Annotated in this window: 14 protein-coding genes and 2 pseudogenes; 13 read left to right on the top strand and 3 right to left on the bottom strand. The window is 60.3% G+C overall.

The features are described from left to right. Nucleotides 1–155: 155 nt before the first annotated feature. The 3 genes from IB267_RS03910 (at nt 156) to IB267_RS03900 (ending at nt 3,153) form a co-directional block, all read left to right on the top strand. Nucleotides 156–1,310 (top strand): amidohydrolase, encoded by a 1,155-nt coding sequence (locus tag IB267_RS03910; RefSeq protein ID WP_192446482.1) that lies wholly within the window; start codon nt 156–158, stop codon nt 1,308–1,310. A gap of 160 nt (nt 1,311–1,470) precedes the next feature. Next, the gene (locus IB267_RS03905) at nt 1,471–1,707 is read left to right on the top strand and encodes a hypothetical protein (protein WP_246810538.1); all 237 of its coding nucleotides are present in this window, start codon (nt 1,471–1,473) and stop codon (nt 1,705–1,707) included. A 723-nt stretch (nt 1,708–2,430) separates the two neighbouring features. Continuing rightward, nucleotides 2,431–3,153 carry a hypothetical protein gene (locus tag IB267_RS03900; RefSeq protein WP_192446480.1) on the top strand — a complete coding sequence of 241 codons (723 nt, stop codon included), beginning with the start codon at nt 2,431–2,433 and terminating at the stop codon, nt 3,151–3,153. A gap of 15 nt (nt 3,154–3,168) precedes the next feature. On the opposite strand, the gene IB267_RS03895 is transcribed toward IB267_RS03900, so the two are convergent. From IB267_RS03895 to IB267_RS03885, 3 genes are all read right to left on the bottom strand, one after another. After that, on the bottom strand, nt 3,169–3,465 hold the full coding sequence (locus IB267_RS03895; protein WP_192446479.1) for a hypothetical protein: 297 nt from the start codon (nt 3,463–3,465) through the stop codon (nt 3,169–3,171). Beyond that, a complete protein-coding gene (locus IB267_RS03890; protein ID WP_192446478.1) occupies nt 3,462–3,785 on the bottom strand; it encodes a hypothetical protein in 324 nt (107 codons plus the stop codon). Before IB267_RS03890 ends, IB267_RS03895 begins: the two co-directional genes overlap by 4 nt. A gap of 133 nt (nt 3,786–3,918) precedes the next feature. Beyond that, nucleotides 3,919–4,311, bottom strand: coding sequence for a hypothetical protein (locus tag IB267_RS03885; protein ID WP_192446477.1), 393 nt, complete (start codon nt 4,309–4,311; stop codon nt 3,919–3,921). A gap of 283 nt (nt 4,312–4,594) precedes the next feature. Here IB267_RS03885 and IB267_RS03880 point away from each other — a divergent pair, with 283 nt between their 5' ends. The 10 genes and pseudogenes from IB267_RS03880 to IB267_RS03840 all read left to right on the top strand — a co-directional run bounded on the left by IB267_RS03880 (nt 4,595) and on the right by IB267_RS03840 (nt 12,880). Continuing rightward, entirely contained in the window at nt 4,595–4,831 is a 237-nt protein-coding gene (locus IB267_RS03880; protein WP_192446476.1) for a hypothetical protein, read from the top strand. Nucleotides 4,832–4,910: 79 nt separating this feature from the next. Continuing rightward, nucleotides 4,911–5,864, top strand: a complete 954-nt coding sequence (locus tag IB267_RS03875; RefSeq protein WP_192446475.1) for a hypothetical protein — start codon at nt 4,911–4,913, stop codon at nt 5,862–5,864. Between the two features lie 186 nt (nt 5,865–6,050). Then, a complete protein-coding gene (locus IB267_RS03870) occupies nt 6,051–7,046 on the top strand; it encodes a DUF5309 domain-containing protein (protein ID WP_192446474.1) in 996 nt (331 codons plus the stop codon). Nucleotides 7,047–7,201: 155 nt separating this feature from the next. Continuing rightward, the gene (locus IB267_RS03865) at nt 7,202–7,999 is read left to right on the top strand and encodes a phage tail tip lysozyme (RefSeq protein WP_192446473.1); all 798 of its coding nucleotides are present in this window, start codon (nt 7,202–7,204) and stop codon (nt 7,997–7,999) included. A 195-nt stretch (nt 8,000–8,194) separates the two neighbouring features. Next, nucleotides 8,195–9,310 (top strand): hypothetical protein, encoded by a 1,116-nt coding sequence (locus IB267_RS03860; protein ID WP_192446472.1) that lies wholly within the window; start codon nt 8,195–8,197, stop codon nt 9,308–9,310. A gap of 3 nt (nt 9,311–9,313) precedes the next feature. Continuing rightward, a pseudogene (locus IB267_RS33855) lies at nt 9,314–9,427 on the top strand (head protein); the annotation flags it as partial. Nucleotides 9,428–9,637: 210 nt separating this feature from the next. Further along, nucleotides 9,638–10,183, top strand: coding sequence for a hypothetical protein (locus IB267_RS03855; RefSeq protein ID WP_192446471.1), 546 nt, complete (start codon nt 9,638–9,640; stop codon nt 10,181–10,183). After that, nucleotides 10,180–10,640 (top strand): annotated as a pseudogene (locus IB267_RS03850) (DUF5309 family protein); the annotation flags it as partial. The gene IB267_RS03855 and the pseudogene IB267_RS03850, both read left to right, overlap by 4 nt. Nucleotides 10,641–10,918: 278 nt before the next feature. Continuing rightward, nucleotides 10,919–12,100, top strand: coding sequence for a hypothetical protein (locus IB267_RS03845; RefSeq protein ID WP_192446470.1), 1,182 nt, complete (start codon nt 10,919–10,921; stop codon nt 12,098–12,100). 162 nt (nt 12,101–12,262) lie between these two features. Beyond that, complete coding sequence (locus IB267_RS03840) at nt 12,263–12,880, top strand: hypothetical protein (RefSeq protein WP_192446469.1); 618 nt, start codon at nt 12,263–12,265, stop codon at nt 12,878–12,880. The last annotated feature ends 10 nt before the right edge of the window (nt 12,881–12,890 follow it).

The following is a 12,890-nucleotide window of genomic DNA, read 5'->3' as shown; positions in this document are numbered from 1 at the left end:
CTTTGCAGGCGAAGCGGGACCAGGTTGAACGTTGAGACGGGGCTTCGTGCTATAGGAGGCGCTTCCGGCTCTTTGGCCAGAGAGAAGCGAGACGACGCGAATGGCGGCACCCTCAAGGACCTGCTAAGAGCAGGCATTCCATAGGAGGGGTGTGAATGTTTCTGATCGATCGTGAACTCGAGGCGCTCACTGCCTTTCGGCGTGACCTGCACCGGCGGCCGGAGGTGTCTGGCGAGGAGCGGCAGACGGCGGAGACGATCGCTGCGGCGCTGGCCGAGACGAGGCCCGATGCTATCATGACGGGCCTTGGCGGGCATGGGGTAGCGGCGATCTATGAGGCCAGAGAGCCGGGGCCGACGGTCATGGTGCGCGCCGAGCTCGACGGGCTGCCGATCGAGGAGATCTCGGAGATCGCACATCGCTCGGAGATCAACGGCAAGGGCCATCTTTGTGGCCACGACGGACACATGACGATCCTGATGGCGCTTGCCAGGGGATTGGGGCGGGAACGGCCGGCAAAGGGTCGGGCGATCCTGATGTTCCAGCCGGCGGAGGAGAACGGTGCCGGGGCGGCGGCCGTGCTTGCCGATCCGAAATTTGCCGGCATCAAGCCGGATCTGGTCTTCTCGCTGCACAATTTTCCGGGCCTCGGTTTCGGCCATGCGGCGCTTCGGTCAGGGCCGGTCAATTGCGCCTCGCGCGGCATGCGGATTTCGCTGTCCGGCAAGACGGCGCATGCCTCGACGCCGGAAGACGGCATCGCACCGACCTTTGCTGTCGCGTCGCTGCTTTCCGGGCTGACGGCGCTCGGCAACAACGGGCCGCTCGACGAAAATTATACGCTTGTCACGGTGACCCATGCCCGCCTTGGCGAGGCAGCTTTCGGCATCAGCCCCGGCTATGCCGAGATCTGGGCGACGCTGCGCACACTGACCGACGCGCGCATGGCCGATCTCGTGGCCCGCGCCGAGGCGCTGGTTGCCGAGCAGGCGGGCGCTGCGAGGCTGAAGGTCACGATCGGCTATGAGGACGTGTTTCACCAGTGCAGCAACGCGGAGGTCGCCGTCGCCGCGCTCGAGCGCGCCATGGACGAGGAGGGCGTGAGCCACGACACGGGCGAGGGCGTGCTACCGATGAAGGGGTCGGAGGATTTCGGGCTCTTCGGACGTGTGGCGCCATCAGCGATGTTCTTCCTCGGCGCCGGCGAGAACCACGCCCGGCTGCACAATCCGGACTATGACTTTCCCGACGATCTGATCGGCATCGGCGCCAGCGTGTTCATGCGGGCGATCCGCAACGAACTGGGGTGAGGGTAGGCGGCGGAAGGCCGCTTGCACGATCGCCGCGGTGACGGCACTCTCTGGCAATTAACAACGGACCGCCGTTTTGTGCGGCGTCCGGATTTGCCTTCCGGGGGAGCAGGAGATGAGGCATTTCAGCTTTCGCGTCGCGCTTTGCCTGGTAATTGCCATGGCGGGGCTGGCGACCGCTCATGCGGCGGATAAGCCGGCTGTGGATGCCGTTCCTGAACCGCAGCAGACCGAGAATGCAAGCCTTGAGGCTTTCATCAAGGCCAATCCGGATTGCCTTGAATTCACCGATCAGTGCTCGCACTGCGCGGTCGTCAATGGCGTTGCCCAATGCTCGACGGCGGAGATCGCCTGCATCAGCCAAGAGAACCGATGCACGAAGCGGGCGAGCAAATAGAGCGCGACGATTAGGCCTTTTTGCGGGAGCGCAGGGGATCGGGTCCCGGAAGTCGCTTACCTGTCGGTATTGCGACGGAGCGCCCAAGAGATGCTTGCGAAGCCGTGAGGGCGCCACAAACGTTTGAGGCCGGCTCTGGTTTCCTGCCTATTCCTCTACGAAACGAGGCGCGATTGGCGAATGTCGCACGAAGTCCGCTCTTCCAGCGGCCGGACCTGTTATCGACGTCTCCAGGTTCTGTACCCAAACGTTAGGCACGCATCAAGCGCAGGGCCGAGGGGCACCACCACAGCAAGACCGGCAGCGACCTTTACCCAGAACGACGAGTCCGGAAGAGCTTGATCAATCCATTTTGAAACCAGCAGCACAAACGCGATGCCGACTGCGGCACGGAAGACTTCGAACGTCTTGGACTTTTCGGACATCGGATGACCTCGGCGATATGAGCACGTTTGACAATTGCACGCTGAGGGCGAGTTGTCGGTGCCTGCGATTAGCTGTCCGACTGGCCTGGCAATCTGACCCACAGGAGCGTTCGATACGGATCCGCAGTGCCGGGCGTGGCGACACAGATCGGACGCGTGCAGCCACGGCCTATTCTCGCGCATAGATCTCACTAGCGGAACGACGTTTTTGAGGCTTCACCCGTGGGGGCGGAAACCAGGAGATGCTCCGATCGGGAATTAACACTCAACCTTAATCCAGCAACAGGAAATTTGGACGATGTATCGTAGAAAGCAGGGTTTTGTGGGTCTGGACGACGAATACGTCTCTCCGGCCCGTCGAGCTGCACAGCCATATGACTTGCGCGCGCTTGTCGAGCCGCCCCGCGAGGTTATCGATTGGGATGACCGCAGCAATCTCGGAGCGTCCCGACCACCGAGCGAGTTGCGCAGTCTCAATCTGACGACCCGTCAGCGGCTGGCGCAGACACTGCGAGGTGATCAAAAGGCGACGTCTCCCTGGGGCCAATTCGTCGAGGATCTCACTGGTTCGTCCGGACTTGGAGAGAGCAAATTCGGGCTCATCGATATGGTCCCGTTTGCTAGTCAAGGGCTCGCGGCAGAAGAAGCGCTCGATGATGTCATACACGGCGATTACTTGGGCGCTATCGAAGGCGCTGCTGGCCTCATTCCTTGGGGAAAGGCCTTTAAAATGATCCGCAAAGGTCGAGCAGGTGGAGCGGGTAAGGCTAGGGCGCCCGATGGTTTCGGAACTTCAAGTCCTGCTCGCGACATGAAGTCGCCGAAGGACTATCCTCGGCGCATGACACTTCGTGAAGCGACTGATGATCCAAGCGTTCTGCCGCCGCATCAACAGCTTCTCTCCAAGGAAGACGATCTCAAACAGCTATATGGAATTAGCCGACAAGAATATGAGCGCAACAATATCCCAGGTCGAATTGATCGCGAGCGCCTCAATCGACCTCCGTTTTACGGCATGTAGCCGGCGCGTTTACCGCTAAAACCCGCGGGTGACCGCGAGGTAAGCGACGAGGCACAGAACCCAGAAAAGCGCGGCTGCGACCATGCTCATGTCGGAATTCAGGAGGAAGCGTCCGTCCTCTTGGCGCTTCAGGCCCAGCCAGTTGAAGCCGCTGCCCGAGGCATAGATATCTTCGACCTGTACCCGACCGAAGCTGAACAGTGGCACGATGAAACGTGCCACGCGGTGCAGCAAAAAGCCGACGACGATGATATCGAGAATATTGAAGGCGACCCCGGCGATCGCGTCCAATGCAACGCCTACTTTTTTCACGCTCCAAATCCCCTAACGGTAAAGCCGATGGCGGCGAGGCACAGTGCCCAGAAGCAGAGGGCCACGATCTTTGCGGCGTCTGCGCTCATCAACAGACGTCCACCCGCCTCACGTTTCAGACCGAACCGACTAAATCCGGGCTGATTGTCGTAGAAACCTTCGATGACAAGCCGGCCGAAGCTGAAAAGGCGAACAATGAGGCGGGTAGTTCCATAAAGGAAAAACTCGGCAACCAGCCAACCGATGTTGTCCATCGTCAGCCAGAAGGCGCTATCGAGCGCGAGCATTTCGAACCATCGCTTCTTGCTTTGCTTTTCCATCGCGAACTCCTGCTGGAAAAATCTTCAGGGCCTCACGGTTATGCCCGGTTAAGTGGCGTCTCTTCTTCGGCTTCGCATAACGGTAGCGCGGAACAAAAGCAGAATCAATCCCTCGCGCAGGCGGTCGTTCTGGCTAATGGAGGCTTTCGAGCGCGATGTAGAGTGTGCCGAGTTTCAGGCGGCCGGTGTCTGTCTTGTAATAGAGCGCTTCGCCATGAGGGCGGCCGCTTGCGACGGAGGTCTCGTAAGCTCCATCCGCGAAGAAGCAGCAGGGATTGTCGCCATCCCACGACGACGCAACACGCAGGCGGTAGCTTTCGTAGCCCATGAAGAAGCGCAAGCCGATTTCATAATCGCCGACCGTGAGGGTGCAGATGCTTTCATTGCCGCACCAGTTCGTCGCGTGATCGAAGGTCTTGTCGTCCTTGAGCAGGAAGGCCTTGACGAGGTAGCGCGGTTTGCCGAACTGGCCGTCCGCCGATGCGGGCGAAATCGCGGCGGCGAGAAACAGGGCTGACAATACCAAGCTCGATCGTCTTCTCATGGTTCCTCGTTCGATAGACGCGCACGTCTGTGACTGGTGCCGGCCATCCGCTCCGATCACCACTTGCGCCGGGACCGGCATCCGGACAGAGGCGTTTGATGCTGAAACGGCTGGGAAGGCATGTTCGTTTGGTTATTGCAATGTGACCTGGAGTGGCAAACTGCTCCAGCTCGCACAGCGGTGGCGCGGAACAAAAGCAGAATCAAGGCAGCGTTCGACGAAAATTTCGATCGAAAGCGACGGCTCTCCAACCGAGGTCAAAAGCATGAAACCAGAGGAACGGGCGGCGGCTGCGCGCGCCATTCTCGACGTGCGCTTTTTCGACGACATCATGAACGAGCTGGAATGGGCGGCGATCAACGGCTGCATCCATGCCGGCCTTACCGACGACACCGGCCGGGCGGCCTATGCCGCCGAGGCCCGCGCCATCCGAAACTTCCGGGCCAAGCTCAAGTTCCTGACGGAACAAGCCAAGGCCGACGGCAAGGGCGCACCCGCCTGACGGGCAAGCGCTTTTATTGGGCATTCCTAAGCGGAAGCAACCGCGTGCGAATGTCTTTTTTACTCAAGAAGGTCACGCCATGACGAACGATAGTGCCAACCTGCCATTTGGCGGGAGCAAAACCGTTGATCCCGCAACCGGGCTTGACGATGCCGACCTCGATTTCTGGGAGCCCGAAGACGACGAGGCCAACCTGGAGCAGGGAGAGCTGAACGAGTACGGAGCGGACGACATTCGCGGCGAAGGCCACGACGACCCGCAATATTCCGACGACGAGCCGAGCGAGCCTGACGAGGACGCGGCGGCCAACGACGCCGCGGATTTTCTGGTCGTGCTCAAGGGCGGCGAGGAGGTGCCGTTTTCCGAGTTGAAGCTCGGTTACATGCGGGACCGCGACTATCGCCACAAGACGCAGGACATCGCCAATCGCGGGCGGGCGCTCGAAGGCATGGCAAGCCGGGTGGCGCAATCGGCCAATGCCTTTGCCAATCTCATTGCCAGCCAGATCCCGCCGGAGCCGCCGGAACATATGGCGGCACTCGACCCGGACGGTTATCGCCGGCAATGGGCGCTGCACCAGGCGGGGCTCGACAGGATCGACGAGATCCTCTCGATTGCCGAGGCGCCGGCGACGGTGGTTGAGGCGCTGGCGGATGCGGCGAGCGACGAACAGCTCGAGGCGGAAAACGCCAAGCTGATCGAAGCGTTTCCCGAAACGGCCGATGGGGAGGGGCGGCTTTCCTTCTTCGCCGGCGCCTTCGACGTGGCCGAAGCGCTCGGCTTTTCCGAAGCCGAGGTGCGCGAGGTCACCGACCATCGCCTGTTCAAGCTCGCCCACTATGCCCGTCTCGGCCTTGCGGCCGAGCAGGCCAAGAAACGGGCGATGAGCAAGCTGCAGAGGGCGGCAGCGCCAGTGGCGCGGCCAAGGCCGGCCGGCAAGGCCGAGCGGGCGCCGGGGCGGAGCCGGGAAGCGATGAAGCGGCTCACAAAAAGCGGCTCGATCCGCGACGCGATGGGCGTCGACTTCGACTGATCCCCGTGAGGTCCTGCTGGAAATCCGTCACAAGCAGAGTCCGGAAACCGTTCCATCTCTTTGTTTTTGCTGACTTCTGTCGGTCGCCTTCTGCCAAAAATCTCCTGTCAAAATCGATCTGGCAGTGCGCGCGTCCTTTCCGGCGCGGGCGGTGCCGACCTATCTCAATCAATTAAGGACACTAGCATGGCTGTCGTAGCAAACACCTTCACGACCTCCCAGGCCGTCGGCAACCGCGAGGAGCTCTCGGACGTCGTTTCCCGCATCACGCCCGAGGATACGCCGATCTATTCGCTGATCGAAAAGGGCAAGTGCAACACGCACCACCCGGAATGGGAGACGGATGAACTGGCCGCTCCCGGCGAAAACATCCGCCAGGAAGGCGACGAATACACCTTCGGCGCCATCATCGCGCCGACCAGGCTCGGCAACTACACCCAGATTCTGCGCAAGGACTGGATCATCTCCGCGACCCAGGAGGTGGTGGCCGAAGCCGGCAACGTGCAGAAGCGGAAGTACCAGAAGCTGAAGAAGGGCGTGGAGATCCGCAAGGACCTCGAATATGCGATCGCCGACACCAATGCTTCGGTCTCCAGCGCCACCCGCGAGTTCGGCTCGCTGCCGACGTGGTTGACCACCAACGTTTCGCGCGGGGCAGGCGGCGCCAATGGCGGCTACAACCCGACGACGGGGCTGACGGTGGCCCCGACCGACGGCACGCAGCGACCGTTCACCAAGGCGATCCTCGACCAGGTGATGCAGACGGGCTACCAGAACGGCGCCAACTTCCGCCACGTCTCGGTCTCGCCTTACGTCAAGAGCGTGTTCGTCACCTTCATGTCCGACGCCAACGTGGCGCCGTTCCGCTACGCTGTTTCGCAAGGCGGCGAGCGCAACACGATCGTGGCGACCGCCGACTATTACGAAGGCCCGTTCGGCACCGTGATGATCCACCCGAACCGGGTGCAGGCGGGCAGTGCGAAACTCGCGCGCAACGCCTACTTCCTCGACACCGACATGCTCTCCTTCCTCTGGCTGCGCGGCATCCAGGAGGACAAGGCGGTGGCCAAGACCGGCGACGCCGACAAGGGCGTGATCATCGGCGAGGGCACGCTGAAGGTGCACAACGAAAAGGGGCTGGGCGTTGCGGCCGACCTGTTCGGCTTGAGTGCTGCGAGCTGATCGAAGAGCCCTCTCCCTCGCAGGCGTGAACCCGACCGCGGTGTTGGCAGCTTGAGCGGCTTCAAGGAGCCGCTCTTGTTCGTCGGCGCCTTTGCGGGCCACGCTCGCAATTGAAGGGACGCGTAAAAACGAAACCGAGCTATGAGAGGTACAATGTGACCAAGCAGGACAAACCGCTGAATTCGATGGGGCTACCCGTCAGAATCCAATCCGTTCGAGAGGCGATGGGGTACTTCGACGAGAACCCGATACTGACGGGCAACAAGACTTTTGCCGAAGTGGAGGCGCCGCGCGGTGAGAAAGCACGCTTCAAGCATCCGCCGCCTAGCGAACTTATGAGCGGTGATTTTCGCAAGGCGCCGATTCCCTATCGCGGTACGCTGACGGATACGACGAGGTTCCACAACAACGATCGAGTGTTGCCAGCCGACCGCCTCAAACCGACCGGTGCTCGCGACAAGCTCTCGGACAACATTGCCGAACGTTTGAAGCGTGATCTTCAGCAGAGGTTGAAGCTCAGTGAATATCAAGCGGCTGCCATCGTCGGAAACCTTGATCACGAAAGTGGCGGGTTTCGATACCACCAGGAGGTCGGTGTGGGCGACAGAGGCGGCGCCGGCTGGGGTCAGTGGACCGGGGATAGGCGCGACGCGTTCAAAAAATATAGCAAAGACCTCGATCCGAAATCTTATGAGGCCAATTACGGTTATCTGGAGAAGGAACTCACGGACGAAAACTGGGGTGAGTTCATGAATGCGCTCTATCAGACTGATGATCTTGAATCGGCAACGAAACTCGTGTCGGACAAATTTCTCGCTCCGAACAAGGATAAGGCGCACGCAGACAGGCGGCAGTATGCGGCTGCAAACGCGATGAAGCTGCCCGACCACGAAAACGACGTGCCCTACGATCATCGCCCTTGGAAGACACCGATACCCCGGGCGCGCCCATGACGCGATCGGTCGGGCGTTGCCCTTGATGGTTGTGGACGCCTGCGATGGGAAAGCTTGCGTGTGTTCGCTAAATGTTCTATTTTCCGGAAGTTGAATTTTGTCGATTGTCCCACTGCTTCAGGTGGCGTTTCTTCGCAGCGGACCAAGCGAAAGAGCTTGCCGGACCGAGATGCAGATAGTGTCCGAGGAGGGGCCTTGTTCAGATCTCTGTTGGCGGCTTTGGCCGTTTTCACCGCAATCGGCTTTACGTCACCCGTCGCGGCCTCGCCCGAGGCGGAGCGGATACTTGAAGCATTCCTGAGCTGCAAGCCGACGTTCTTTGACGTGCTGAAGAGCGAGCGCGCAGCATTTGGGCCTGTGAAGATCGAGGTGTTCGATGATACGGGTACGACGGCGCTTCACCCGGATCGAGGCAAGCTCACCTATGAACGCGTGACCTTTGGCCGGCCGCTTAAGGTCGGACCTTTCACGTTGCTGCGTTACGATCAGGATCGGTTCGTGGAAAACGCACAGCCGAGCCTAACTGAATGGGGCTTTGGGGTGGCGGAGGCTCCGGAAGCGGTGGCGCAACTCATCAATGCGCGGCTTGGAACTCGCTACGAGCAGGAAGAGGGATTGGAGACATGGCTCGATCAGTCGCTGGCCGAGCCATTCTCTGTGAGTGGTCTGCGGATCGAAGCCGACTATCGGACAGGCGCTCGCCAGGCTCTTGTTTTCTGCGAGATGCGGACGGATGACGCCCGTCGCATTTCCATGCCGGTGCCGATGGAGCTTTTCGGGCCGCCGCAGATCGGCGGTCCACCGCTGGTCGATCAGGATCGGCTCATGAAGGCGTTTCTCGCTTGCAGCGATGATTTCTTCGAGGCGCTGAAGGTCGAGAAAGCTGCCTTCGGCCCCGTCAAGGCGACCACCCGGAAGGTCAGAGACAACACGCCAGGATCTGGAGGAACGGTTGTGCGCGTAGATTTCCCCTGGATCGTTCACGCTTGGGGCATGCGGCTTAAAGGCTACGAGCGGCGTATCGGCCAACGGGCGCGCAAAGGGACGACCACATGGAGCCTTCACGTAGAGGAGAGCCCACGTGTGGTGGCATTTGTCATAGAAGGCAGGACAGAAAGTGTGAACGTCGACGGCCAATGGATCGTCAACCTGAACGAGGAGGAGAACGGTGGATATGCACCCGCAAAGACTTTCGCCGTTGCCGACGATAAGCCGGACGGTAGCGTTCTTTCCTGCTCTCGCCGCGATGCCTTGGACGATGCTGCAGGCGAAATGTCCGATCCCCACAGGCTTTTCAACGTAGTGCCTTAAGGTTCGATCTTCGTCACCTGCATGCCCCACGCCAACGTGGCGCCGCTCCGCTACGCCGTCTCGCAAGGCGGTGAGCGCAACACCATCGTGGCCGCCGCCGGCTACTATGAAAGGCCGGTTCTACGACTGATGCGTGCGATTTCGGTCTGCAAACACGCAGGCGGCATTGTTGAGGCGCTGTGCAATACAGCTTGGATTGTAGCGAAGGGCGCTCGGCGTCGGTGGGAGGAAACGTTGCTTCAAGTGATAGTGACGGCTTTGGTTGTCCTGTGGTTAACGGGTTTTGCGTCACCGGCCGCCGCTTGAGCAGAGCGAGCCGTTGAAGCCTTGCTTGCCTGCGACACCAATTTCTTCCAGGTGTTGAGCCGCGAGCGGGCGGCCTTTCGCTCTCGGGAAGTCAGGACAATCTTTTCAGAGAATCAGCGCATCGACATTGTTAAGTTGGATCCGCCAGTGGAGGTGCTTGGCCTTCGCCTTACCGGCTACCGGCAGCAGACAGGCTTTTGCTATGGCCCGCGGCCGACCTCTTTTGAATGGGGGTTTCAGGTTGATGAAACGCCTGCGGGCACTGTGCTCGCCCTTCGGGACCATTTTCCCGAAGGCTTTGAAGGCAGCGATGAGTCGCTGAGGGCGTTAAAGTTCCCGGTGCAAACCCAGAAAAACTTCTATGTTTCCAAGCCGCTGCCGGCCGGGGAAACCGGCGCCGATTTGCACTGCTCTGTGTCGCGAGCGAACCTCGACAACATCTGGGCGCTGCCGGAGGTCGTCAACCCGTTTTCCGAGGAATGGGACACCAAGGGCCGATGGTGGGCGCGGATCTTTGACTGGTTTCTCGTCCGAGGACGCGAGATTCAGGATCTCGTCGCTGGGTGATGCAGACGGGCTACCAGAACGGCGCCAACTTCCGCCACGTCTCGGTTTCTCGCTTCAAGTGAAATCGGTCTTCGTCACCTTCATGTCCGACGCCAACGTGGCGCCGTTCCGCTATGCCGTCTCGCAAGGCGGCGAGCGCAACACGATCGTGGCGACTGCCGACTACTATGAGGGCCCGTTCGGCACTGTGATGATCCACCCGAACCGGGTGCAGGCGGGCAGTGCCAAGCTCGCGCGCAACGCCTCCTTCCTCTGGCTGCGCGGCATCCAGGAGGACAAGGCGGTGGCCAAGACTGGCGACGTCGACAAGGGCGTGATCATCGGCGAGGGCACGCTGAAGGTGCGCAACGAAAAGGGCCTCGGCGTTGCGGCGGGCCTGTTCGGCTTAATGCTGCACGCTGATTGGAGGACACTCTCCCTCGCAGGCGTGATCCCGGCCGCAGTGTTGGCAGCGTGAGCGGCTTCAAGGAGCCGCTCTTGTTCGACGGCGCTCCCGTGGCCCCGCAAGTGGCACATAGAGCGCTGCCCCAGTGGTGGCGGTGGACGCCTGCGATTGATCGAGGCAGCTGCGTACGTCCGCTAAATGTTCTCCGGTGACGAGAGCCCATTCGCGCAGGTCATGACCCTGCGAGCCAGAACCTTCAGCTTGCAGATACTCGGCGCGGGCCGGGCAGAAACGTCAAACGACGGACTTCGGTCCGAACGTAATCGAAACATCTAACGGAGGAGCCCCTGATGGCCGAGCCGACTTCAAAGTTTCAGCCGGAGTCGCTGGATTTCATCGCCCGCAACGCGCGCGTCGCGGACCATGTAACAAAGATACTGGGTGTATCTCCGAGGGCGGTTTCAGGCGCACTTGCGAACGAGTACGACACCCGCCACAACAACAGCTTGCTCGCGAGCTGGTCTGGAGCGCCCGTGCAGTGGCTAGGGGATGTCTTCGCCAAGAGAAATTACTTTGGTGGCGTTGACCATGAAGCGCTCGAGGAGAGCTACCTTCGAACGAAAGATCTGCCCCTTCCGGAAGGTGAAGCCGGCAAGTTCTGGGACAAATTTAGTCACACCTACAGTCCCAGTGAAATTGATGTTGGCCCCGGAAACATCGACCTTAATACCGCTATCGATCTCTTGCAGGATTACTCAACGGAAAATCCCGACGATGACCCGCTCCGCTTAAAGCGCTACGTTGGACATTATGATCGATTACGTGACGATTTGCTCGACAACGAAAAGCCAGAGGCGAGCGTCGCGATCGCCGGATTGAAAATACGTAACGCCGATCGCTATTTTGCCAGCGAGGACGAGGCGGCCTGGAACCGCCTATCTCCCGACGAGCAGGATGCACTGCGCGTCATGTACTACAAGATGAGACCGGACAGCCTCTCAAGGAACATTGCCGCAAGCAAAGCCAAAGCAAAGGCGGAGGGGCGGCAGTTTAACTTCAACCCGTACGGGGATGGCGGCGAGCAGCATCTGAACAACGTCGATGGGATCAAGAATGCGATGAACGTGGGGCGCATCCAGGGCGAAAATGTTGTGCCTTACATTCCCGAGGACGAACTGGTAAAAACGCCTTCGATGAGAGGACCGGTCGTCCTGCGAGGCGCCTGGCAAGGGCCGGAGAGACCAAATCCGGAATTTACCTACGATGGACGCGCAGCCGTTTCCACGGCGCGCGGTGAACTGGCTCCCTACCGCGGCTTCGATACTCCCAAGGAACGGCAGGCGTTGGAACGAAAGGCGCCGCCGCCTTCTTTGGAACGCCTTCATGACAAGCGAGACGCGCTGCAAATGTGGCCGACCAGACGGGCGCCATCTATGACAGCGCCGCCAGTTTCAGGTCTCCAACGATATTGGCAGGACAGGATGCCGACTCGAGGTAGCCTTTTCGACGCGGTGCGGAATTGGTTTGAGTGATTTCGTCAAAGGCGTTGCGGCCGTGTTTGCGTCGCGTTACGCCCCTGTTTGAAGATTCATGCGAAGCCGGCGTGTCTCTTGCGCGTGTTCTTGTAATGTTCTACAAGCAAAACGGGAAACGCTGTGTGGGCACAATTCTTTTCATGGCGCCGCGGAGCGGTTTTGAACGGTGCATGGGGGTACTGGCTGATGTTAATTCGTTGTTTCGCAATCGGTCTGGCCATGGCTGGCGCCATGGCGCATGCGATGCCGGCACTGGCGAGCGGTGAGGGTCTTGGCGCGCAGAAGGCTTTCGACGCCTTCCTGGGCTGCAAGCCGGAGTTCTTCGCCGTGCTGCGGACCGAGAGGGCAGCATTCGGCGCAAGCGAGGTCGTTTCACCCGCGCCCGATCTTGCTGTCGAGGGTATGATGGAAACGGCCAGGGTAAGCTTTGCCGCACCGGTCGACATCAATGGAATTCGTCTTCTGAAGTACACACAGATGAAAGCCAGCGGTGAACCGGAGGCCTGGTGGTGGGGGTTCGTCACCGACCGAGCGCCGAGAGACCTCATCGACGCCATTCGTGGTCGGGAGCCGACGGCAGAGTTCATCGTTCAGGAGAACATGATCTTCCGCGTGATCGAAGAGGGAAATGTCCCGGGGGGCACGGCATCGGCGCGGACGATGATGATCAATGCGACGGAAAATCCGAATGAATCTCTCGTCTTGTGCATCGTCACGTCAGACCTGATGGATGGCTTGAAGACGCTGCCCGATGCCGCAGATCTGTTCAGGCAATAGGCTCCAGGAG

The sequence above is a fragment of the Ensifer sp. ENS09 genome (genome assembly GCF_014852425.1).
GTDB lineage: Bacteria > Pseudomonadota > Alphaproteobacteria > Rhizobiales > Rhizobiaceae > Ensifer.
The sequence above is the reverse complement of the archived record's forward strand: the minus strand, read 5'-3'. Positions and strand labels throughout refer to the sequence as shown.